Annotated in this window: 15 protein-coding genes; 6 read left to right on the forward strand and 9 right to left on the reverse strand. The window is 73.4% G+C overall.

The genetic code is table 11. The features are described 5' to 3' along the window. The coding region (locus ABZ453_RS29750; protein ID WP_359019546.1) for a nitrate- and nitrite sensing domain-containing protein at nucleotides 1-2,442 on the reverse strand (2,442 nt) is incomplete at its 3' end. A gap of 418 nt (nucleotides 2,443-2,860) precedes the next feature. Here ABZ453_RS29750 and ABZ453_RS29755 point away from each other — a divergent pair. Then, complete coding sequence (locus ABZ453_RS29755) at nucleotides 2,861-3,391, forward strand: hypothetical protein (protein ID WP_359019548.1); 531 nt, start codon at nucleotides 2,861-2,863, stop codon at nucleotides 3,389-3,391. A gap of 71 nt (nucleotides 3,392-3,462) precedes the next feature. Here ABZ453_RS29755 and ABZ453_RS29760 read toward each other — a convergent pair whose 3' ends face one another. The 4 genes from ABZ453_RS29760 to ABZ453_RS29775 form a co-directional block, all read right to left on the reverse strand. Continuing rightward, nucleotides 3,463-8,088, reverse strand: coding sequence for a hypothetical protein (locus tag ABZ453_RS29760; RefSeq protein ID WP_359019550.1), 4,626 nt, complete (start codon nucleotides 8,086-8,088; stop codon nucleotides 3,463-3,465). Between the two features lie 36 nt (nucleotides 8,089-8,124). Further along, a complete protein-coding gene (locus ABZ453_RS29765) occupies nucleotides 8,125-9,015 on the reverse strand; it encodes a hypothetical protein (RefSeq protein WP_359019552.1) in 891 nt (296 codons plus the stop codon). 31 nt (nucleotides 9,016-9,046) lie between these two features. Continuing rightward, entirely contained in the window at nucleotides 9,047-10,573 is a 1,527-nt protein-coding gene (locus tag ABZ453_RS29770) for a hypothetical protein (protein ID WP_359019554.1), read from the reverse strand. Nucleotides 10,574-10,696: 123 nt separating this feature from the next. Beyond that, complete coding sequence (locus ABZ453_RS29775) at nucleotides 10,697-11,398, reverse strand: GntR family transcriptional regulator (protein WP_359019556.1); 702 nt, start codon at nucleotides 11,396-11,398, stop codon at nucleotides 10,697-10,699. Between the two features lie 130 nt (nucleotides 11,399-11,528). Between ABZ453_RS29775 and ABZ453_RS29780 the strand changes: the two genes are divergently transcribed. From ABZ453_RS29780 to ABZ453_RS29800, 5 genes are all read left to right on the forward strand, one after another. After that, nucleotides 11,529-12,824 (forward strand): MFS transporter, encoded by a 1,296-nt coding sequence (locus tag ABZ453_RS29780; protein WP_359019558.1) that lies wholly within the window; start codon nucleotides 11,529-11,531, stop codon nucleotides 12,822-12,824. Next, the gene (locus ABZ453_RS29785; RefSeq protein WP_359019560.1) at nucleotides 12,821-13,666 is read left to right on the forward strand and encodes a putative hydro-lyase; all 846 of its coding nucleotides are present in this window, start codon (nucleotides 12,821-12,823) and stop codon (nucleotides 13,664-13,666) included. Before ABZ453_RS29780 ends, ABZ453_RS29785 begins: the two co-directional genes overlap by 4 nt. A 72-nt stretch (nucleotides 13,667-13,738) precedes the next feature. After that, nucleotides 13,739-14,497 carry a 5-oxoprolinase subunit PxpA gene (locus ABZ453_RS29790; protein ID WP_359019562.1) on the forward strand — a complete coding sequence of 253 codons (759 nt, stop codon included), beginning with the start codon at nucleotides 13,739-13,741 and terminating at the stop codon, nucleotides 14,495-14,497. After that, a complete protein-coding gene (gene pxpB, locus ABZ453_RS29795; protein ID WP_359019564.1) occupies nucleotides 14,494-15,111 on the forward strand; it encodes a 5-oxoprolinase subunit PxpB in 618 nt (205 codons plus the stop codon). The genes ABZ453_RS29790 and pxpB overlap by 4 nt, the downstream gene beginning before the upstream one ends. Beyond that, nucleotides 15,108-15,977, forward strand: coding sequence for a biotin-dependent carboxyltransferase family protein (locus ABZ453_RS29800; protein WP_359019567.1), 870 nt, complete (start codon nucleotides 15,108-15,110; stop codon nucleotides 15,975-15,977). Before pxpB ends, ABZ453_RS29800 begins: the two co-directional genes overlap by 4 nt. Nucleotides 15,978-16,040: 63 nt before the next feature. Here ABZ453_RS29800 and ABZ453_RS29805 read toward each other — a convergent pair whose 3' ends face one another. The 4 genes from ABZ453_RS29805 to ABZ453_RS29820 all read right to left on the reverse strand — a co-directional run bounded on the left by ABZ453_RS29805 (nucleotide 16,041) and on the right by ABZ453_RS29820 (nucleotide 20,775). Further along, nucleotides 16,041-16,886 (reverse strand): SGNH/GDSL hydrolase family protein, encoded by an 846-nt coding sequence (locus ABZ453_RS29805; RefSeq protein WP_359019569.1) that lies wholly within the window; start codon nucleotides 16,884-16,886, stop codon nucleotides 16,041-16,043. Further along, entirely contained in the window at nucleotides 16,883-18,040 is a 1,158-nt protein-coding gene (locus tag ABZ453_RS29810) for a glycosyltransferase (RefSeq protein ID WP_359019571.1), read from the reverse strand. Before ABZ453_RS29810 ends, ABZ453_RS29805 begins: the two co-directional genes overlap by 4 nt. Beyond that, the gene (locus ABZ453_RS29815) at nucleotides 18,037-19,173 is read right to left on the reverse strand and encodes a glycosyltransferase family 1 protein (RefSeq protein WP_359019573.1); all 1,137 of its coding nucleotides are present in this window, start codon (nucleotides 19,171-19,173) and stop codon (nucleotides 18,037-18,039) included. Before ABZ453_RS29815 ends, ABZ453_RS29810 begins: the two co-directional genes overlap by 4 nt. Nucleotides 19,174-19,356: 183 nt before the next feature. Further along, nucleotides 19,357-20,775 carry a HEAT repeat domain-containing protein gene (locus ABZ453_RS29820; RefSeq protein ID WP_359019575.1) on the reverse strand — a complete coding sequence of 473 codons (1,419 nt, stop codon included), beginning with the start codon at nucleotides 20,773-20,775 and terminating at the stop codon, nucleotides 19,357-19,359. Nucleotides 20,776-20,931: the final 156 nt, after the last annotated feature.

Raw genomic sequence — 20,931 nt, forward strand, 5'->3', positions numbered from 1 at the left:
GCCGGGCCGGCCGGGGCCGTCGGCGGCAAGAGGTGCGCCCCCCCGGCGAGGGGTCGCGGGGGGGGCCGAGCACTGGGGCTCGGATCGCCGAGCCGCTTCCGGCGACTCATCCGGCGCGTCCTCGCGGCGGAACCGCTGCTCGGTGACCGGGCGCCCGTGCGAGCTGACCAGCTTGGGGGCCCCGCGCCGGGGCAGCGAGACCGGGGCGCCCAGCTGGTCGTCCGCGCCGTCCCGGCCATGGCTGACGTCGTCGCCGTGGAGGTGCTCGCCATGACGGCCGGTGGCCTCGTCCTCCACGCGGGCGATGGAGCGCCGGGGGCGGAACAGGCCACCCTCCTCGCCGTCCTCCTCCAGCACCGCCGGGAAGTCGTCGACGGCGTCGAGGTCGACGGGCGCCTCCAGCTCCACCGGGCCGTCCAGGAGCGAGGCGGGCAGGCCGGGCAGCTGCGCGGGCACGCGCGGAAGCGCGGTCCGGCGGCCCTCCTCCAGCTCGGCCTCCTTGGACGGGTGGGGCCGGTCGAGGCGGAAGCCGATGCCGTTGGTGTCGGGCACGTCGTCCGTGAGCAGGGCGTCGGGGATGAAGACGACGGCGGTGGTGCCGCCGTAGGGGGACGGCTGCAGGGAGACCCGGACGTTCTGCCGCTGGGCGAGCCTGCTGACCACGAACAGGCCGAGCCGGTCGGTGTCGGACAGCTCGAACTCGGGTGTCTCGGCGAGCCGGAGGTTGGCGTCCAGCAGTGCGTCGGCCGCCATGCCGAGGCCTCGGTCGTGGATCTCCAGGGTGAAGCCGTTGGCGACCCGTTCGCCCACCACTTGAACGGCGGTGTGCGGCGGGGAGAACACCGTGGCGTTCTCCAGGAGTTCGGCCACGAGGTGGGTGAGGTCGGCGACGGCCGGGCCGGTGACGGCGACCCGGGGCAGCCGGCGGACCTCGATGCGCTCGTAGTCCTCGACCTCGGCCACGGCGGCCCGTACGACGTCCATGAGCTGGACGGGCTTGCGCCACTGCCGGGACGGGGCGGCCCCGGAGAGGATCACCAGTCCCTCGGCGTGCCGGCGCATACGGGTGGTCAGGTGGTCGAGCCGGAAGAGGTCGGCGAGTTCGTCGGTGTCCTCGGTACGCCGCTCCATGCTGTCCAGCAGGGTGAGCTGCTTGTGCAGCAGGACCTGGCTGCGGCGGGCCAGGTTGACGAACACCTCGGAGACTCCGGCCCGCAGTTCGGCCTGTTTGACGGCCGCCTCGACGGCGGCCCGCTGCAGGGTGTTGAGGGCCTGGCCGACCTCGCCGATCTCGTTCTTGTCGTACTCGAGGTGGGGGACCTCGGTCTCCACGTCGACCTGTTCGCCCGCGGACAGGCGGCGCATCACGCTGGGCAGCCGGACGCCGGACGCCTCGTGCGCCTCCAGACGCAGTTGCCGCAGGTCGCGGATGAGGGTGCGGCCGACGCGCACGGACAGGAACAGCGAGAGCAGCAGGGCGATCAGACCGAGGACGCCGGCGATGGCCGCCTTGGCGATGACACCGACGGCGACCGGGCGGACGCGGTCCTGATAACGGTCGCTCGCCTGGTCGTTGAGGGTGCCCAGCTTGGCGAGCACGCTTCCGGCGGCGGTGTCCCAGCTCTGCGCGGTGACCTCGCCGGGCCTGCCCGTGGTGGAGGAGATCGCCGCCTGCTCGTCCGCACGCAGCGGGGCGGTGGTGGCGTTCTTCCAGAAGCGCTGGTAGCGGTCGCGTTCGGACGAGGGCAGCAGCGGGAGGTTGACGTCGTACATCAGGCCCCGCTGGGCCACGAGGTCGGTGATGTCACGGACTTCGTCACGGGTGAGCTTGCCGACGATCAGGGAGGAGCCCAGCAGGGCGTCCTCGCGGGAGAGCAACTCGCGGGCGCGCGCGAGGTTGACCAGGGCGCGGTACTGCTTGTCCATCTCGACGTTGTCGACGACGTGCAGATTGGCGAGCAGGACGTAGCACGGGTCGACCAGGCTGTTGTAGAGGTCGAGGGCGTGTGCGCGGTCGACGGTGCCGTCCTCGACGCTGCGGCGCAGCGAGGCGAGACCGTCGAAGGTGTCCAGCACGGTGCTCAGGCGATCGCTCGTCGCTTGGCCCATGGCGTCGCGGACGTCGGGGTTCTTGGAGTTCCGCCGGATCTCGGCGATGGCCTCGTCCGTGGCGGCCCGGCTGCGCCTGAGGTCCGACAGACCGTCGGAGGCCCGCGGGTCGGCGAGGTAGACCAGGGACTGACGGCGTTCCTGCTGCACGACGCGGACGGTGTCCTCGATCGGGTACGCGACCTTCTCGACCACGTCGGAGACATTGAACAGGTCCTCCGCCTGGCGGCCCGTGAGTACCGTGGCGAAGCCCCAGATGGCTGTCAGGGACACCAGCGGCACGAGAAGCAGCGCCACGATCTTCCGGCGGATGGACTTCCCGCGAAAGCGCATGGCCTCCCCCAGCTCGACCCCCGCCGGCCGGGGGTACACATGTACGTCAACAAACGGCGCGAGCCTACTACCGACACACTGGTAACTCGAAGAGCGGTCCGGAAGGTGAACTTCCGCGCGGGCGACGAGACATGGCGAGTTGTCCGACCATTGGGGGAGATTGCGTCCCTGTTTGCCCGCTCGGTGACGGGAACTCATCCACCGGGTGCACTTGGTCTGTTGGCCGAAATTTTTCGCTTCTCGGGAATCTTCGGGGCACGTCGTTCGTCCTTCTTGATGGGAAACGGGGACGGAATCGGCCACATGAGCCGCATCCCGCACCCGGGCGGCGTAAAACAGCGCAAGCCGGGCAACCACAGGGGAGCCGTGCCGTCGGGCGCGGACGAGCGGTCTGCTGGCGGTGGGGAGTGACACGTTGATGGGCACGGCGGAGCGGCGCGAGGCGCCCGGGGACGGCATGGCGACGAGCCTGGTCGAGGACCGGGTTCCCGAAGCACCGGATCCCGACATTCCGGCAGCCAGGAACAGGGTCGAGCGAGACGAGGAGCCGGAGCGGGGCTATCGGCCCCTGTGGGTCGAGGAGCCGGCCAAGCGCCGTCGGCTGCCTGATCCGGTCCGTACGGCGGCGGTGCGGGCGGGCCTGATCATCGCCGTGACGCTGCTGCTGGCGATGGTGGCCTTCCTGTGCACCATGGCCGGGTCCTGGCCGGCCTTCCCCATGGTGATCAGCGCTGTGGTGAGCACGGTGGTGGCCACCTGGAGCGCTCTCGACGTCTGGGTGACCCGGCAGGTGTGGAACCAGCGCAACGGCGTGGTGTCGACGCCGAGCAGCACGGCCCGGGCCCTGCGGCGCGAGAAGCGCCGGACCCGGCGACAGGCGAAAGCCACGGAGCGGGCGCAGGCGCGAATACGCCGACGCGGCAACGCCGGACAGCTCTCGCACCCCTGAGGACCGCCGGTTCGATACGGCGTCGTCGGCGCCGGGGCGGCTGGGACGCGGTCGGCTACGGCGCTGGTCGGCTAAGACGCCGTCGGTGCCGGGCGCTTGAACATCCGTGTCGCGGTGATCTCGCTGTGCCCGGCCTCCCCCGCGGGAGCCTCGCTCGGCAGTCCCGGCCGCAGATGCTCCTCCACGCTGATGTACTTCAGCCCGGCCCGTAGGTCGGCGTCGTTGCGCAGCCGGATGACCAGGGGGAACTCGGCCAGCGCGGTGGTGTCGAACAGGCCTGTGGTGTACAGGAGCTGAACGCCCAGCGCGTCGGACACCGCGCGCTGGAGCTCCAGCAGATACGTGGCGTTGGCGCGGCCGATGGGGTTGTCGAGGAACAGCGTGCCGGCGTGCCGGTGCTTGTCGCGGCCCCGGTCGTTGGAGCGCAGTGCCGCCATCGTGCAGTACAGGGCGATGGCGGCGGTGAGCAGCTGGCCGCCCGAGAAGACGTCGCCCATCTGCCCGACGGGCACACGCTCGGCGCGCAGCACGGCGTCCGGCTTGAGGATCTCCACCGAAACGCCCTTGGGCTGCAGGGCGGCGCCGACGCCTCGCAGCAGCAGGGACATGCCGTCGCGGCGCAGGTCGGAGTTCTTCTTCACGGCGGCCCGGGTCGCCTCGTCGATGACCTCGCCGAGGCGCTCGGTCAGGGTGGCCTGGTCGGGTTCCTCGAAGCGGATCCGCAGGAACTCCTGACCGGACCATTCGCCGAGCCCCTCGGGCAGCCGGGAGAGCCGCTGGGCGGAGCGCAGGGTCGCCAGCGCCGACTCGACCAGCCCGCGCAGCCGGTCCACGATCGAGTCGCGGTTGCGCTCCAATTGAGCCAACTCGTCGGTGAGGACCCGCAGTCGAGGTGCGAAGGCGTCCGCCCACTTCTGCGCGTGCTCCGGCAGTGCGGAGGCGGGCAGTTCACGGATCTGCTGGCGGGCCGGGGTGCGGACCTGTTCGTATCGCGTCGAGTTGGCGTGCCGGACGAGGACGTCGCCGGCCTCGCGGACTGCGGCCTCGGCGGCGGAGAGGTCGGCGGCGCAGCCGCGCAGCGATCGCCGGGCCTCGGCGGCCGACTGGCGGGCCTCTTCCAGGGTGCCGGGGTAGGGCTCCGGTTCCTCCTGGTCGTCCTCCATGGCGTGCTCGCGCAGCAGGTCCCGCAGCATCGCGGCCGTCTCGTCGAAGCCGCCGGCCGCGTCCTCGGCCGCGCGATGGGCGTCGAGCAGCTCGGCGTGGGCCTCCCGGGCCTGGGTCAACGCCTCGGTACGGGAGGCGAGTTCGGCGGTCGCTGTGCGCAGCAGGGCCTGGGCGTGCTCGGCGTCGCGCGGCTGTAGCTCCTCGGGCAGCTCGGTGTGGGCCTCGCCGTCCTCGGGGGCGTGCCGTTCGGCCTCGCCGCGCAGCCGGCCCAACTGCTCGCTCGCGCTGGACATCCGCGTCTCCAGGAGCTGCACCAGCTCCTCGGCGCGGGCGGCGGCGGCCTGCCGGGACGGCCCGTCGGAGCCGTCCGGTGACTGCAGCAGCTGCTCCGCGCGGGTGCGGACCTTGTTGCTGAGCCGGTCCAGTTCGGCGCGGGCCGCGCTCTCGTCGCTCTCCGCGCGCGCCTGTTCGGCCCGCAGGTCGGCGCCGACGCCGACCTTCTCGTACAGCTGGGAGGCGGCCCGGTAGGCCTCGCGCAGGGCGGGCAGGGACGCCTTGGGAACGCCCGCGTCCGCGTCGGCGTCGGGTACGTCGTCGGGGGCGCCGGCGATCTCCGAGCGCTCGGCGCGCAGCGCGCGGGCGGTGCGGCGGGCGTCGTCGGCGGCGCGCTGGGCGGCGCGCCGGTCCTCGTCAGCGGCGCGGGCGCGTTCCAGGCAGGCCTGCGCGCGGGCCTCGGACTCGGCGCCCTCGTCGGCCAGTTCGCGCAGCTTCACCTGCCAGCCGGCGCGCTCCCGCAGCCGGAAGGCGAGCCCGGCGAGGGCGTCGGCGGCGCGGCGGGCCTTCTGTGCGGCCTCCTGCCGCTCGTCCCGGATCTGCGCGGCCTCGGCGGCGGTCTCGTCGGCCTCGACCCGTACGGTGCGTGCCTCGGTCAGCTCGGCCTCGGCCTCTTCCGCGAAGGTGCGCGCGTCGTGGGCGGCCTGTGCCAGTTCGACCAGCCGTCCGGCCGGGCAGCCGGTGCGCCAGGAGGCGAGGCGTGCCGCCAGCTCACGGTCCTTGCCGAGGCGGGCCGCGAGCGCCCGGATCTCCTCGTCCCGCTCGGCCGCCCGGGCCCGCAGGGCCTGCCGTTCCTCGTCGGCGGCGTGTTCGTCGTGCATGGCCGGGTTCGGCGGGACGAGGAAGACGTCACCGCCCTGGGTGTCGGGGGCGGGGGTCGGTGCCAGCAGGGCGGCGGCCGTGCCGACGGCGACGGCTGACCGCGGGAGCAGGGCCGCGTCGGTGAGCGCGTCGCGGGCACGGGCGTGGGTGGCCGGATCGGTGATGATGACGCCGTCGACCAGTTCCGGGCGGGCGGCCAGTACCCGTGCGTGGTCGGCCGGGTCCACGGCCTGGGCGAGGTAGCGCCAGCCGGGCAGGGCGGGGATGCCGTGCTCGCCGAGGAACTCGACGGTGGCCAGCACGTCCGGCCCGGGGGGCAGCAGCCCGCCGTCGCCGAGCGCGCCGAGGATCCGGGAGTCGTCGGCCGCCGCGGTCCGCAGTTCGAAGAGCTGGCGTTCGGCGGAGGACACGGAGTCGTCGAGCAGTTCGCGCAGTTCGTCGGCGAAACGGTCCAACTCCTCGGGAGTGAGCGCCGCTTCGTCGTCGTCCGTCTCGTGGCGGGGCTGCGGGACGGAGGAGCGCGTCCGGCCGCCGCCGGACAGGCTCAGCAGTTCCGTCAGCCGCTCCTCGGCGGCCAGCGACTCGGCGATGCGCAGTTCGGCCTCGTAGGAGCGCTGGGTGGCCGTGGCCGCGTCCGCCGCGCGGGCGGCCGTCAGCTCGGCGCGGGACTCCGCCGCGGCCGCCTCCCGGGCGTGCTCCGTGGCCTTGCGGGACGCCTCACGGGCTGTGTCCCAGGCGGCGACGGCGCTCTTCTCGGCGTCGCTGGCCGCGAGGGCGGCACGGGCCGGGTCGGCGTCGGGCGCGCTGTCGTCGAGCCAGCCGGCGCGCACCGCCTCCGTGGTCTCCTGTTCCACCTCGCTGAGGCGCTGGCGGAGGTGGCCGATCTCGCTGCGGGCCCGCTGCGCCTCCGTGGCGGCGGCGGTCGCGTCACGGTGGGCCGACTCGCCTGCCTCCTGGAGTGCGGCGGAGCGCTCCTCCTCCTCGTTGGCGAGGGTCTCGGCGCTCTCGGCGGCCGCGTGCAGGGCCCGTACGAGGTCCACGGCGGCCTTGGCGCGGGCGGCGAGCGCTGGGGCCGCGTCCCGCTCGGCCTCCTGGATCGCGGCGGCCACGCGCGCGACGCGGTCGGCGGCGGCGCGGTGGCGCAGCACCGCCTCGGCGGCCTGCCAGGCGGAGTGCAGGGTGCGCGCGTCGGCCAGCTCGCGCTTCTGTCCGGCGGCGGACTTCTCGGCGGCGGCCAGCGCCAGGGAGGCGTTGCGGAAGGCGAGTTCGGCGGCGATCAGCGCACTGCGCTCCCGGGCCGCCTCGGAGTGCGTGACCGCGTACGCGGCAGCCGTGACGCGCTGGGCGAGATCGGCGGCCCGGACCCGCTCCTGGCCGCTCCGCGCCGACAGACGGCGAGCGAGCGTACGGGTACGGCGTTCGGCGCCGGCGTGGATGTCACGCGCGCGTGCACGGGCTTCGGCGGCCTCGACGATCCGCCCGAGCAGGTCCACCGACCCGGCGGTGAAGTCCCGTTCGGCGATCAGCTCGGCGCGGCGGCCCAGCTTGTTGCCGAAGCCGCTGACCAGGTCGGCGAGTCCGTCGGTGTCCCGGGTGTCGGTGACGGCGCGCAGCAGCAGGTCGGTGAAGTCGGAGTCCTTCTTCACCGCGAAGAGGCCTGCGGCCTCACCCTCGTCGGCGTTCATCTCCCGCTGGTAGCGGAACAGTTCGGGGTCGAGGCCGAGGTCGCCGAGGTGTTCGATCCACCGGTCGTGGATCTCCTCCCAGTGCACCTCCAGGTGCGGATACGCCTTGCCCGCCTCCGTGATGGCGTCCCGGAAGCCCTTCATGGTGCGCCGGCGCCCCTGCGCGCCCGACTGGCCCTCGACGGGCGGCCGTACCGAAGTGGCCTCGGCGACCGGCAGGTTGTCCAGGGACAGCCCGGGTCCGGGCCGGAAGGAGTACCAGGCCTCGGCGAACTTCCGCGGGTCGTTGGAGACCTGGCGCCCGCGCCACTCGCTGACCTTGCCGACGACGACGCACTCGCCGGTCAGCGTGTGCTGCCACTCCAGGGCGACGTGCCCGCAGTCATCCGCGAGTAGGAACTTGCGCAGCACACCGGAGCTGGCGCCGCCCAGGGTGTTGCGGTGTCCCGGCAGCATCACCGAGAAGATCAGCTTCAGCAGCACCGACTTGCCGCCGCCGTTCTCCAGGAAGAGCACGCCCGCGGGCGCCGGGCGGCGCGGCGGGCCCACGGGCTCCTGCTCGAAGAACTCCGCCTGGGTGGGCGCGGGGTCGGGCACCGGCTCGCCGACGCCCCGCAGGTCGAGCACGGTGTCGGCGTAGCGCGCACCGGCGGGACCGATGGAGTAGAGGCGGATCCGGGACAGCTCGTACATGGCGGACTCTCGTAGGTCTTCGGCAGGTCAAGGGGTTCAGGAGGGCATGGAGGAGTGGAACGGCAGCCCGGCGTCGGCCGCCAGGTCCAGGTCCTCACCGTCCTGGGGCGGCAGCAGGGTGGGGGTACCGTCCGTCACCGGGACCACGCCCAGCTCCAGCAGTTCGGCCATCGCGGCGCTGCCCGCCATGTCCCGCACCTGGAGCTGGTAGCGGGCCGTGGTCCGGTACGTGCCGCCGTTGTCGTCGCCGGTGCGCTGCAGGAAGCCGGAGTCGGTGAGGAAGGCCACCGCCTTGCCGACGATGCCGGTCGTGGATCCGGCGAGTCTGCGGGCGTCCTTGGTGGCGCCGGCCGCGCTGCGTCTCACCCAGATCCGCCACGCGGCCTCCAGGCCGGGCGCGTCCGTGGCCGGGTCGGTGTTCTCGCCCTGTTCCTCGGCGCGTTCCTCCAGTCGCCGACACGCCTGCCGTACGAAGGCGTCGACGCCGTTGACCGTCACGCGCCCGATGTACCCGTCGTCGGCCAGGTCCTCCGGGCGCGGGAACGCCATGGCGGCGACGGCGAGATGGGCCAGCCCGTGCAGGAACCGGTCCCCGCCGTCGGCGGACGTACGACGCGCGTAGTCGCCCATGCGAACCGCGAAAACCGAGTCCTCGGCGGCCGTCACGGCCATCCCCGCGCGCGGGGAGACCTCCAGCACCACCAGCCCGAGCCCGGCGGCCACGGCGTCCGCGAGCCGCGCGAACGCCGGGTCCTCCCGGTAGCGCCGCAGCAGTTCCGCGTACTCCTGGTCACGCGCCGGCTGCAGCTTGGGCTGCAGCCCGAAGGCGACGAGCCGGGCCGCGTCGGCGGCGTCGGCGGGCGTGACCGCACTCGGGGCCGACGGGGCCGGGGCCTCCGTGTCACTCCACTCGATGTGCTCGGTCACTGCTCGGGCTCCTTGTCGCGCTGTCGTCCACTCATGCTGCTTCCGTCCGGTCCGCCGCCATCCCGGCCGCGTCCAGCAGGGCCGTCCCCACGATCAGGTCGGCGCCGCCGAACTCGGGATCGTCCAGCTCCGTCCCGTCGTCCACGGCGAACAGCAGCTTCTCCTCGCCCTGCCGGTAGGCGGTTCCGACCGGCGGACTGGCCGCGTGCACCGCCAACAGGGCCACCAGATACGGCAGTTCCGGGTCCCGCCGGCGCGCCTCCGCGAGCAGCCCCGACAGCCGACGGGGCGCGTCGGCCGACAGGTCCAGCAGCTCGGTCGCCGCCGCCAGTTGCTCCTCGCTGAACCGGCTGTCGTCCGGCGTGGCGATCAGATCCGGCTCCGGCATCTCCGCGCCGAGGTGTTCCCGCTCCACCGGAGGCGTCAGCAGTAGGTCGACGAGATCGCCCACCCGCACCGACACCGGTGTCCGCAGTCCCGTTCCGCGCGCGAAGAAGGCGTCCGTGACCCGGACCGCCTGCTCCAGCGGCAACGGCAGCACGGGGGCGACCAGATGGCCGTAGAGGTCGATCCCGGAGGACGTCATGGGCGTCGCGAACGCCTGCCGGTCCTGCTCGGCACGGAAGAGCGGGCCCGCCTCCAGCAGTCGCGACTGCAACTGCGTGTGCCGTCGGATGCAGTCCTTGACGATGTCGACGAGTTCTGCGGCCCGCCGCTTGTGCTCGGCCTCCTCCGTCTCGTCCCGCGCCTTGCGGATGTTGGTGAGGATCGCGTTCTCGTGGCGGTAGCGGTCGGCCACGTGGTCCAGCGCCTCGGCGATCATGTCGGGCACGGAGTTGAGCCAGTCCACGGCGCGGACGTTGCGCCGGGTCGCGTCCAGAGCGCGGCGCAGGGTCTCCGAGTACTGCACGGTCCGGTAGCGGGCCTGTTCGGCGGCGAGTTGGGCGTCCGCCAGTCGCCCCCGGTTGATCAGGACCTCGAGCTTGACCTCGGCGGCGATCTGGGCGCTGGTGACGTCGGTGTCCAGGGCGCCGACCAGGACGTTGACCGCCTCGTCCGTGGTGCGGAGATAGACCGTGCCGCCGGGGCCGGGCACCTCCTCGATCAGCTTGAAGTCGTAGTCACGGCGGACATAGCTGCCGTCCGTCGTGAAGGTGCCGTACACCGCCCGGAAGCCGCGGTCGACGCTGCCGACGTTGATCAGGTTCTCCAGGACCCAGCGGGCCACGCGCTCGTGCTCGGCCACCGGCCGCTGCGGGGCCTGCGCGGCGATGCGCGGGATGAGCCGGGCGACGATCTGGTCGTGGTCGGCGCCCGTGTCGAAGTCCATGTTGAGAGTGACCAGGTCGATGGCGGCGAGCGCGACCTCCGCCATGCCGTACACCGAGTACTCGCCCGCCAGGTTGGCCTTGCGCGCGTCCAGGTCGTGCAGCGGCGCGGTGCAGGCGAGCGCGCGCAGCCGCCGCGCCAGTCCCTCGTCGGCGGCCGGGCCCGGCGCGGGGCGCGGCCCCGCGCTGAACTGGGGCGGAACGCTGTCCGTCGATGCAGGCGAAGTCACGGTGCACAGACTAGGTGGTGGGTCTGACAACTCCCCAAACGACGAGTACGGTCACGCGGCGCCTCCCCTGGTCGTCACTGCTCCGCAGCCCTGGAGGTGCCCTGCGGGGCGTCCTCCGCGGCCCTAGAGGGCGTCCTCCGCGCCGACCCTTCTCCGGTACACCTCGACCACTCGTTCGAGTGAGTCGGCGAGGTAGACGGCGAGCTGTTCCTCCGCCGTCGCCCTCTCGCCTGCCTGGAGCGCCCGCAGGATCTGTTCGTTGCGCGTGAGGTACGGCTCGTGGAGGGCCCTGGGGTCGTCCACGACGTGGAAGGCGAGGCGGAGTTCGGCGAAGACGCTGCGCATCAGTTCGTCGGTGCGGGCGCTGCCGGCCAGGGACACCAGTTCGCGATGGAAGTGGATGTTGGCGGTACCCACCGCTTTCCAGTCACCTTCGCGCGCCGCCCGCCGCCCCTCGTCCACGGCCTGGGCGAGCGCGTCCAGGTCGTACGGCGGGTCGCCGAGGCCGCGTACGACGGCGCACTCGACGAGCCCGCGGGTGCGGTAGATGTCCTCGACGTCCTCGACGGTCAGCACCCGGACGAAGACGCCCCGGTTGAGTTCGTGGACCAGCAGGCGTTCGTGGGTGAGCAGGCGGAACGCCTCGCGCAGGGTGTTGCGGGAGACCCCGAGGGCGCCGCCGATGCTGTCCTCCGACAGCCGGGTGCCGGGTGGGAAGAACCCCTCGGCGATCCGGCTCCTGAGGATGTCCGAGACCCGTTCGGCGGTACTGGTGCGACCGAGGAGGGCGCGGTCGTCGGCCAGTCCGCTCAGCTGCTCTGCCATGCCCGGAATTCAATCGCACACAGGAGAACGAAACAACGCGGGTATTGAAGGATCGTTCAACGATCCTCTACCTTACTGCTCACTGCACCGCTCAGCTCCGCACCCTCCGTCCTCCCTCTGCGAGGTGCCCATGAGCACGACCCCTCCACCGCAAGCCCTGTCCACCGGCGCGTCGGGCGCCGAACTCACCGAGCACGATGGCGCGTTGGGCTGGCTGCGCGCCCTCGGTCCGCGCGGCCGGCGTGCGTTCGCCGGTGCGTTCGGCGGCTATGCCCTGGATTCGTACGACTACTTCACGCTGCCGCTGAGCATGGTGGCGCTGGCCGCCTATTTCGGTCTGGACAGCGGACAGACCGGCCTCTTCACCACGGTCACGCTGGTGGTCTCCGCGGTCGGTGGCGCCGTCGCCGGCGTGGTGGCGGACCGGTTCGGCCGGGTCAGGGCCCTGATGATCACAGTGATCACATACGCCGTCTTCACCGTGGCCTGCGGATTCGCGCCCACCTACGAGACGTTGCTGGTGTTCCGGGCGCTGCAGGGCCTCGGCTTCGGCGGCGAGTGGGCGGTCGGCGCGATCCTGGTCGCCGAGTACGCGAGCGCGAGGCACCGGGGCCGCACCCTGGGGGCGGTCCAGAGTTCGTGGGCCGTGGGCTGGGCGCTGGCCGCCGTCGTGTACACCCTGGTGTTCTCGTTCGCGGGGGACGACCTGGCCTGGCGGATCATGTTCTGGACCGGCGCGCTGCCGGCCCTGCTGGTGATCTGGATGCGGCGCCGGGTGCACGACGCCCCACAGGCGGTCGCGGTCCGCGAGAGAAGCGCGCAGAAGGGTTCGTTCGTCGCGATCTTCAAACCCGGTCTGCTGCGCACCACGGTCTTCGCCGGGCTGCTGTCCACGGGCGTGCAGGGCGGCTACTACACGCTGGCCACCTGGGTACCGACGTACCTGAAGACCGACCGGGGCCTGTCGGTGGTCGGAACCGGCGGCTACCTGACGTTCCTCATCTCCGGCGCCTTCCTGGGCTATCTCACCGGCGGCTATCTCACCGACCGGCTGGGCCGCCGGCGCAACATCTGGCTGTTCGCGCTGCTGTCGGCGATCTGCATCCTGGCGTACGCGAACATCCCGCAGGGCGCCAACACCCTGCTCCTGGTGCTCGGTTTCCCGCTCGGGTTCTGCATGTCGGCCATCTTCAGCGGCTTCGGCTCCTATCTGAGCGAGCTCTACCCGACGGCGGTGCGCGGCACCGGACAGGGCTTCACGTACAACACCGGGCGCGCGGTGGGCGCCGTCTTCCCCACCGCGGTCGGCTTCCTGGCCGACAGCTGGGGCGTGGGCGGTGCGCTGGTCTTCGGCGCGATCGGTTACGGCCTCGCGGCGCTGGCGCTCCTGGGCCTGCCGGAGACGCGCGGGAGGGAACTGGCGTGAACCCGACCGAGAACCTCACCTCGACCGTGACCGACGACCGCCCCCTGGTGCTCATCGACGAGCACGCGCACGCGTGGAGCCCGCGAACCGCCCGTGCCCGTTTCCGGGAAGGGCTCTGCGGACCCACCGCCGGGGTCGCGGCCGGCTACACCCAGGTCAACCTGATCTCGCTGCCCGCCGACTGGGCGTACGAGATGCTGCTGTTCGGCCAGCGCAACCCCAAGCCCTGCCCGGTGCTCGAGGTCACGGACGCCGGGTCCTGGACCAGCGCCCTCGCCGAGGGCGCGGACCTGCGCACCGACCTGCCGCGCTACCGGGTGTGGCGGGACGGCGAGTTGGTGGACGAGCCGACGGACGTGCGCGGGTACTGGCGCGAGGACCTGGTGTCGTTCCTGATCGGCTGCAGCTTCACCTTCGAGTGGGCGCTGGCCGAGGCGGGCGTCCCGATCCGCCATGTCGAGCAGGGCCGCAACGTCCCGATGTACGTGACGAGCCGTCAGTGCCACCCGGCCGGGCGGCTGCGCGGCCCGATGGTGGTGTCCATGCGGCCGGTGCCTCCCGAGCACCTGGCGGCGGCGATCCGGGAGAGCAGCCTGCTCCCGGCCGTGCACGGCGGCCCCGTCCACTGCGGTGATCCGTCGGCGCTCGGCATCGAGGACCTCGGCCGCCCCGACTTCGGCGACCCGGTGGACCTGGCACCGGACGACATCCCGGTGTTCTGGGCGTGCGGTGTGACTCCGCAGGCCGCGGTGACGGCCTCCCGCCCGCCGTTCGCCATCACCCACGCCCCGGGGCAGATGTTCCTGACCGACGCCCGCGACACGCAGTACCGCGTGCTCTGAGAACCGCCCGCTCCACGGGACGGAGCGTCCACTCGGCGAGAACTACGAGAACTACGAGAACGAGAAGGATCCATGGCCTCGATCGATCTGAACGCCGACCTCGGCGAGGGCTTCGGCCGCTGGCGGCTGACCGACGACGAGCGGCTGCTGTCCGTGGTCACCAGCGCCAACGTGGCCTGCGGCTTCCACGCCGGGGACGCGGCCACCATGCGGCGGGTGTGCGAGCTGGCCGCCGAGCGCGGTGTGCGGATCGGCGCCCAGGTCTCCTACCGGGACCTCGCGGGCTTCGGGCGGCGCGCGATGGACGTGCCTCCCGCGGAGCTCACGGCCGAGATCGCCTATCAGATCGGCGCCCTGGAGGTCTTCGCGCGCGCGGCGGGCACGCGCGTGTCGTACGTCAAACCGCACGGCGCGCTCTACAACCGCGTCGTGCATGACGAGGAACAGGCCGGCGCGGTGGTGGACGGCGTACGGCTCGCCGACCCGTCCCTGCCCGTGCTCGGCCTGCCGGGTTCCCGGCTGCTGGAGTACGCCGGCAAGGCGGGTCTGCCGGCCGTCACCGAGGCGTTCGCGGACCGCGCCTACACCGCGGAGGGCACACTCCTCCCCCGCGGTCGGAACGGTGCCGTGGTGACCGATCCGGAGGCCGTCGTGGAGCGCTCGGTGGGCCTGGCCCGCGACGGATCGGTGACCTCGCACTCCGGCACGCGCGTGGACGTACGCGCTCGTTCCCTGTGTGTGCACGGGGACACACCGGGCGCGGTGGAACTGGCCCGGCTGGTCCGGCAGCGCCTGCAGGAGTCCGGCGTCCGGGTGGAGGCCTTCGCATGAGGGCGCTGCCCGTGGGCGACGACGCCCTGCTCGTCGAGGTCACCTCCGGCGAGGAGGCCCAGGCCCTGCACGCGGCTCTGCTGCGCCGCCGCGCGGAGGGCACGCTGTCGGTCCGCGAGATCGTCCCCGCTGCCCGCACGGTCCTGCTCGACGGCCTCACCGACCGCTCCCGCCTGGCCGCCGAACTGACCGCCACCGAGGCCCCGGCCGCTCCCCCACGCGCGCGTGAGGTCGTCGAGATCCCGGTGCGGTACGACGGCCCCGACCTCGCGGATGTCGCCGCGCACTGGGGCGTCACCGAACGGAAGGCGGCCCGCATCCACGCGGACACCGAGTTCAGCGTCGCCTTCTGCGGTTTCGCCCCCGGCTTCGGCTATCTGACCGGTCTTCCGCGGCGCTACGACGTCCCGCGCCGGACCACCCCGCGCACGGCCGTCCCGGCGGGCTCGGTGGCTCTGGCGGGCCCGTACACGGGCGTGTACCCACGGTCGTCACCGGGCGGCTGGCAGCTGATCGGCAGTACGGACACCGTCCTGTGGGACCACGCGCGCGTACCGGCCGCGCTGCTCTCACCAGGCACGCGTGTCCGCTTCGTCCCGGTGTCCGGCTCATGACCGACCGCGCGCTCGTCGTCGTACGGGCCGGGGCCCTGACCACCGTCCAGGACGAGGGCCGTCCGGGACACGCCCACCTCGGCGTCCCCCGCTCCGGCGCGCTCGACGCCCCCACGGCGGCCCTGGCCAACCGGCTGGTCGGCAACCCGCCGGCCGCGGCCGTCCTGGAGACCACGGTCAACGGCTGTGCCCTGCGCCCCCGTTCGACGGTCACCGTGGCGGTCGCCGGGGCCCCCTGCCCTGTCACCGTGGACGGCCGCCCGGCCGCGTGGGGCACTGCGGTGCACGTGCCCGCGGGTGCGCTGCTGGAGGTCGGAACCGTCGTCTCCGGAGTGCGCGGTTACGTGGCCGTCTCCGGCGGCATCGCCGTGGAGCCGGTGCTGGGCAGCCGTTCCACGGACCTCCTGTCGGGGCTGGGTCCGCCGCCGCTCACGGACGGCACGGTGCTGCCCCTGGGCGTGCCCGGTGGCGTCCACGCGCGCGTGGACGTGGCTCCCCAACCGGCGCCTCCGGCGGAACTCGTGCTGCGAGTGTCCCTGGGGCCGCGCGACGACTGGTTCACGCGCGAGGCACTCGACACCTTCACGTCCCGCGCCTACCGCGTCTCCCCCGCCAGCAACCGCATCGGCCTGCGCACGGAGGGCCCCACCCTGGAACGGGCCCGCCCGGGTGAACTCCCCAGCGAGGGCATGGTGCTGGGCGCGGTCCAGGTCCCTCCGGACGGCAGGCCGGTGGTGTTCCTGGCCGACCATCCGACGACCGGGGGCTACCCGGTGATCGCGGTGGTCAGCACACGCGACCTGCCGATCGCGGCCCAAGCGGCGCCGGGGACCCCGGTCCGTTTCGTGGCGGTAGGTCGGCGTTGACGTCGTGAGGAGGCGGGCTGGCCGGCCACGACGGTCCCGCAGCGCACCACCGGCCGGCACGGTTCAGGCGGCATCCGGCTCCGAGATCGACACCGCGGCCAACGCCGCCGACACCGCGGCGGCAGCGCGCACGTCCAGCCGCGCGCTCGTCCCCCGGGCCCGGTGCCGCATCTCGTCCGCGGCCAGCCGCAGCAGCTGCGGCAACAAGTCGGTGCACCGGCGGGCGACCCAGGCCGTACCCGCCGTGGCCAGCCACAGCAGGCTCGCCGACCTGGTCGGTACGGAGAACTCCGGTTCGGGCGAGGGGGCGATGCCCGTCGCCCGGTCCGTCTCCGCCAGCAAGGCGTGGAAGCGCAGGGCCAGTTGCCGGTGCCCCTGCTCCCCCGGGTGCAGCCGGTCCGCGCTCCACATCGCGCGATCCGTGATCCACTCCTCCTCCGCCGCGTGCAGATGGACGGCGCCGTAGCGGTCGGAGAGGGCGTGCACCACCCGGTTCACCGCCCGCTGCCGCCGGGCCAGTGGACGGGCGAGGGAACCCGGCAGGCCGAGCATCGAGCCGGGGTCGGGCAGACAGGCCGTCAGCAGTGTCGCCCCCTGCCCCGTGAAGGCCGCGTACACCTTGTCCAGCCGCTCGGCGACGGCATGGATGTCGAAGGTGCAGCGCAGCGTGTCGTTGACGCCGATGACCACGGACACGACGTCCGGCCTCAGCTCGAGAGCGGCCGGAGTCTGCACCTCCAGCACCTCCCGGGTCTGCGCGCCGCTGACGGCCAGGTTGGTGAACTCCACGGGCTCCTCGGCCAGCCCGCAGGCGAGCAGCGCGGCCCAGCCGCGCCACGCCTCGCCGACGGGATCGCCCACGCCCTCGGTCAGCGAGTCGCCGAGGGCGACGAAACGCACCGCTCTCATCCCACGCCCCCGGGCACGAAGCGACGCACCGGCACCGTCGCGTCGTGTGCGGCGAGGAAGGCGTCCACCGCGGTGCTCCAGCCGAAGCACTGCGCACGCGCGCGTGCCGCCTCCCGCCGCTCCCGCTCGGGGAGTTCGAGCGTCATGTCGACGGCGTCGGCGAAGGCTTCCCCGTGGTCGGCCGCGACGGCGCCCGCCGAGCCGACGACCTCGGGCAGCGCGGACGACGTGCTCACGACCACGGGCGTGCCGCAGGCCATGGCCTCGAGCGCGGCCAGCCCGAACGTCTCGGCGGGCCCGGGAGCCAGGCACACGTCGGCCGAGGCCTGCAGCGCGCCCAGCGCGTCGCGGTCGGAGACGTGCCCGAGGAAGGTCACCGGCAGTCCGCGCTCGCGCGCCCTCAGTTCGAGTCGCGCCCGCAGCGGCCCGTCCCCGGCCACCACCAGCACGGCCTTCCTGCCGCGGCGCAGCAGCGCCTCGAGGGCGTCCAGCGCGGTGCCGGGCCGCTTCTCGACGGACAGCCGGGTGCAGGTGACCAGCAGCGTCTCGTCCACGCGCGCGTACCGGGCGCGCAGTTCCGCGTCGTACAGCGCGGGGTGCCGCTCCACCAGGTCGACGCCCAGCGGGGCGCGCACGACGTTGCGGGCGCCGATCCGTACGAACTCCCGCTCGGCGAACTCGGTGGTGCACACCACGCGCGCGTACGTGTGCGCCGTACGGACGTTGAGGGCGTCGGCGGCGCGCCGGGCCGCGTTCTCGGGCAGTCCCCAGGTACGCAGCACGCCGTCGGCGGTCTCGTGGGAGACCATCACGGCGGGAACCCGGGCCCGCCGCGCCCACTTGCCGGTCCAGCGCAGGGTCGTCCGGTCGGAGACCTCCAGGCGGTCCGGGGCCAACTCCTCCAGCAGCCGGGTCACGCGCCGCTTGTCGGTCAGGACCCGGTAGCCGCCGGTGCCGGGCAGCAGCGGCCCGGGCAGGGTGATGACCCGGCCCTGCTCGGTGTCCCGGTCGTCGGCACGCTCGCCCGGCACGATGAGGACGGGTTCGTGTCCGGCGGCCTTGTAGCCCTTGCCCAGCTCGCGCAGGGCGGTGCGCAGACCGCCGGACGCGGGGGCCACGAAGTTGGCCAGTCGCACGATGCGCAGGGGGGTCATGCCGCCACCGCCGTCTTCCGGCGGGCACCGAGGACCGCCCCGTAGTGACCGATCAGCTGGTCGCCGACGGCGGCCCAGGTGCGCCCCTCGACGGTGGCGCGCGCGGTGGCGCCGAAGGCGATCCGGCGCTCCGTGTCCGCCGCCAGCAGGCGCACGGCCTCCCGGACGGCGTCGGCGTCGCGCGGCGGGACCAGCAGCCCGGTGCGGTCGTGGGCGACGAGGTCCAGGGGGCCGCCGACGGCCGGGGCGACCACCGGGACACCGCTGGCCATGGCTTCCTGGACCGTCTGGCAGAAGGTCTCGAAGGGCCCGGTGTGCGCGAAGACGTCCAGCGACGCGTAGATCCGGGCGAGGTCGTCGCCGGTGCGGCGGCCCAGGAAGACCGCGCCCGGCAGCACCTCCTCCAGGCCTGGCCGGCTCGGGCCGTCACCGACGATCACGACCTTCACGCCGTCCAGTCCGCAGACCCCGGCGAGCAGCTCGATGTGCTTCTCGGGGGCGAGCCGGCCGACGTAGCCGACGATCAGCTCCCCGTTCGGGGCGAGTTCGCGGCGCAGGGCGTTGTCGCGCAGGTCCGGGCGGAAGCGGACGGTGTCCACGCCGCGCGGCCAGAGCTTGACCCGGGGCACACCGTGGGTCTCGAGGTCGTGCAGGGAGGCGCTGGAGGGGGCCAGGGTCAGGTCGGCGGCCGAGTGGACGGAGCGGATGCGCCGCCAGGCGGCGGCCTCTCCGGCGCCCATGTAGGTGCGGGCGTATCCGGCCAGGTCCGTCTGGTAGACGGCGACGGCCGGGACGCCGACCCGGGCGGCGGCCGCCATGCCGCGGACGCCGAGGACGAAGGGGCTCGCCAGGTGCACGATGTCGGCACGGTGCTCGACGATCGCCGCGGCGAGGCGCCGGCTGGGCAGCGCCACGCGGACCTGGGGATAGCCCGGGAGCGGGAGGGAGGGGACACGGATGACGGGGCACGGCGCCGAGGCGTCGGGCCGCTTGCCGGCGGTGGGAGGCGGGGCCGGCGCGACGACGAGCGGGGAATGACCGCGATCCACGAGGTGCCGGGCGGTCTGGAGCGCGCAGTGGGCCACGCCGTTCACATCGGGGGGAAAGGATTCGGTCACGATGACGACACGCATACCCGTGTTCTCGCCGGGCTGGACGTGGTCGCGTCAACGTGGATCTTTGCGCACGATGAACGTCCCGTGAGCGTTCCTTCGCACACCCAAGCAGGTCAGACCGTGTCCATGACCGTCTGACCCGCGGGTCACCCGTCGTTCACCTGCCGGCCCCGAGAGGGCCCGGTGAACTTCTGTGCCTCCTCACACGGCGGGTCCGTCGGGGGCGATGCGGCTGCGTACGGCCGTCTGGACCTCGGCCTCCTCGGCCGGGTCGGCGGCCAGCCTGCGGAGCTGTTCCACGACCCTGGCGTCGCCGGTCTCGGCGTGCCGGGCGGCGATCTCGCGGGTGGACTCCTCGCAGTCCCAGAGGCATTCCACGGCGAAGCCTGCGGGGAAGGAGGGGTCGGTGGCGGCGAGGGCGCGGGCGGCCCTGCCCCGCAGATGGGAGGAGGCGGTCTCGCGGTAGATGTGGCGCAGGACGGGAGCGGCGCAGACGATGCCGAGCCGTCCGGTGCCGTCCACGAGGGTCCACAGGGTCGGAGCGTCGGGCCCCTCGCCCCGTACGGCCTCCCGCAGCGCCCCCAGGACGAGGTCCTTGTCCTCGGTGCCGCCCCGGCAGGCGAGCATGCGCCCGGCGGCGGCGCCCAGCGGGTCGGGCCGGTGGGCCCAGCCGCGCGCGCGGTCGACGGCGGCGATGCTGCGCATCCGTTCGAAGGCGTCGACGGCGGCCTCCACGACGACCGTCGGTCCGGTGGTCACGGCGCCCTCGATCAGGTCGAGGGCGCTTGGATCATTGCTGTCGGCGAGGTAGCGCAGCGCGGTGCAGCGGGCTCCGTCGCTGCCGTCGACGGCGGCCCGCAGGATCTCGGGCCGGTCCTCGGGGCCGGCGACCGCGACGAGACAGCGGGCGGCGGGGACGTGCAGCGCGGCACCGCGCTCGACGCCCTGCTGGGCCCACTCGAACACCGCTTGGACGCTCCACCCCGGACGGGGCCCGGTCGGTCGCATCTGGCGTTGCCATCGGTCGAAGCAGCCAGCCTCCTGGGCGGCACGCACGCGTGTGGCGATCGATTCGCGCGGGTCCTCCGCCCACAGCCGCCAGGGCCGTGGCTCAAAAGCGTCGCGTACGGCGACGGCCAGCTCGGCCTCGCCCTCGGCGTCGGTGGGGAAGCGGGCGAGCACGGGAGCGGCGAGGGCCCGTAGGCCGGCGTCGTCGTCGCGCAGCGCCAGTTCGTCCAGGGCCCAGGCCCAGTTGGAGCCGCTCGCGGCGTACCTGCGCAGCAGCGCGAGGGCGTCCAGACGGCCGTAGGAGGCCAGGTGGCCGAGGACGGCCAGGGCGAGGCCCGTGCGGGACTCCTCGGTGTCGAAGGCGTCCTCGACGTCGAAGAGGTGGGCCTCGATCTCGTCCAGCTCGCCATTGAGGTCGAGGTAGAGACGGGCGTAGTAAAGGGAGCGGTTCTCCACCTGCCAGTCGTGGCGGGGATCGCGCAGCACGCAGTGGTTCAGGGCCGCGAGCGCCTCGGCGCGCGGGGCGGTGAGCGCGTGCAGGGTGCCGTCGCCGCGGCCCCGCTGGAGCAGGCCGAGCAGCGTACCGCTGGGCGCTATGACCGGTTCGAACATGGGAAACAGCCTCACATCAAGCGTCGACGCAACCGGGGGTCCTGCTTCACCTGGCCGCGTGACAACACGTCGGGGCGCCCGCCGTTTCCTGCTTGCTGTAGACCATCTTCCTCTGCCTCTCGTCAGTGGCCCGTGCGGACCGCATCACGGTCCGCG

Origin of the sequence: Streptomyces sp. NPDC005799 (genome assembly GCF_040630525.1) — a bacterium.
Taxonomy (GTDB): domain Bacteria; phylum Actinomycetota; class Actinomycetes; order Streptomycetales; family Streptomycetaceae; genus Streptomyces; species Streptomyces griseorubiginosus_B.

Excerpts from the sequence above, each read along its gene's own strand:
- ABZ453_RS29755 (WP_359019548.1), top strand. The coding sequence starts at position 2,861 with ATGGGCACGGCGGAGCGGCGCGAGGCGCCCGGGGACGGCATGGCGACG.
- ABZ453_RS29760 (WP_359019550.1), bottom strand. The coding sequence starts at position 8,088 with ATGTACGAGCTGTCCCGGATCCGCCTCTACTCCATCGGTCCCGCCGGT.
- ABZ453_RS29775 (WP_359019556.1), bottom strand. The coding sequence starts at position 11,398 with ATGGCAGAGCAGCTGAGCGGACTGGCCGACGACCGCGCCCTCCTCGGT.
- ABZ453_RS29780 (WP_359019558.1), top strand. The coding sequence starts at position 11,529 with ATGAGCACGACCCCTCCACCGCAAGCCCTGTCCACCGGCGCGTCGGGC.
- ABZ453_RS29790 (WP_359019562.1), top strand. The coding sequence starts at position 13,739 with ATGGCCTCGATCGATCTGAACGCCGACCTCGGCGAGGGCTTCGGCCGC.
- pxpB (WP_359019564.1), top strand. The coding sequence starts at position 14,494 with ATGAGGGCGCTGCCCGTGGGCGACGACGCCCTGCTCGTCGAGGTCACC.
- ABZ453_RS29800 (WP_359019567.1), top strand. The coding sequence starts at position 15,108 with ATGACCGACCGCGCGCTCGTCGTCGTACGGGCCGGGGCCCTGACCACC.
- ABZ453_RS29805 (WP_359019569.1), bottom strand. The coding sequence starts at position 16,886 with ATGAGAGCGGTGCGTTTCGTCGCCCTCGGCGACTCGCTGACCGAGGGC.
- ABZ453_RS29810 (WP_359019571.1), bottom strand. The coding sequence starts at position 18,040 with ATGACCCCCCTGCGCATCGTGCGACTGGCCAACTTCGTGGCCCCCGCG.
- ABZ453_RS29815 (WP_359019573.1), bottom strand. The coding sequence starts at position 19,173 with ATGCGTGTCGTCATCGTGACCGAATCCTTTCCCCCCGATGTGAACGGC.
- ABZ453_RS29820 (WP_359019575.1), bottom strand. The coding sequence starts at position 20,775 with ATGTTCGAACCGGTCATAGCGCCCAGCGGTACGCTGCTCGGCCTGCTC.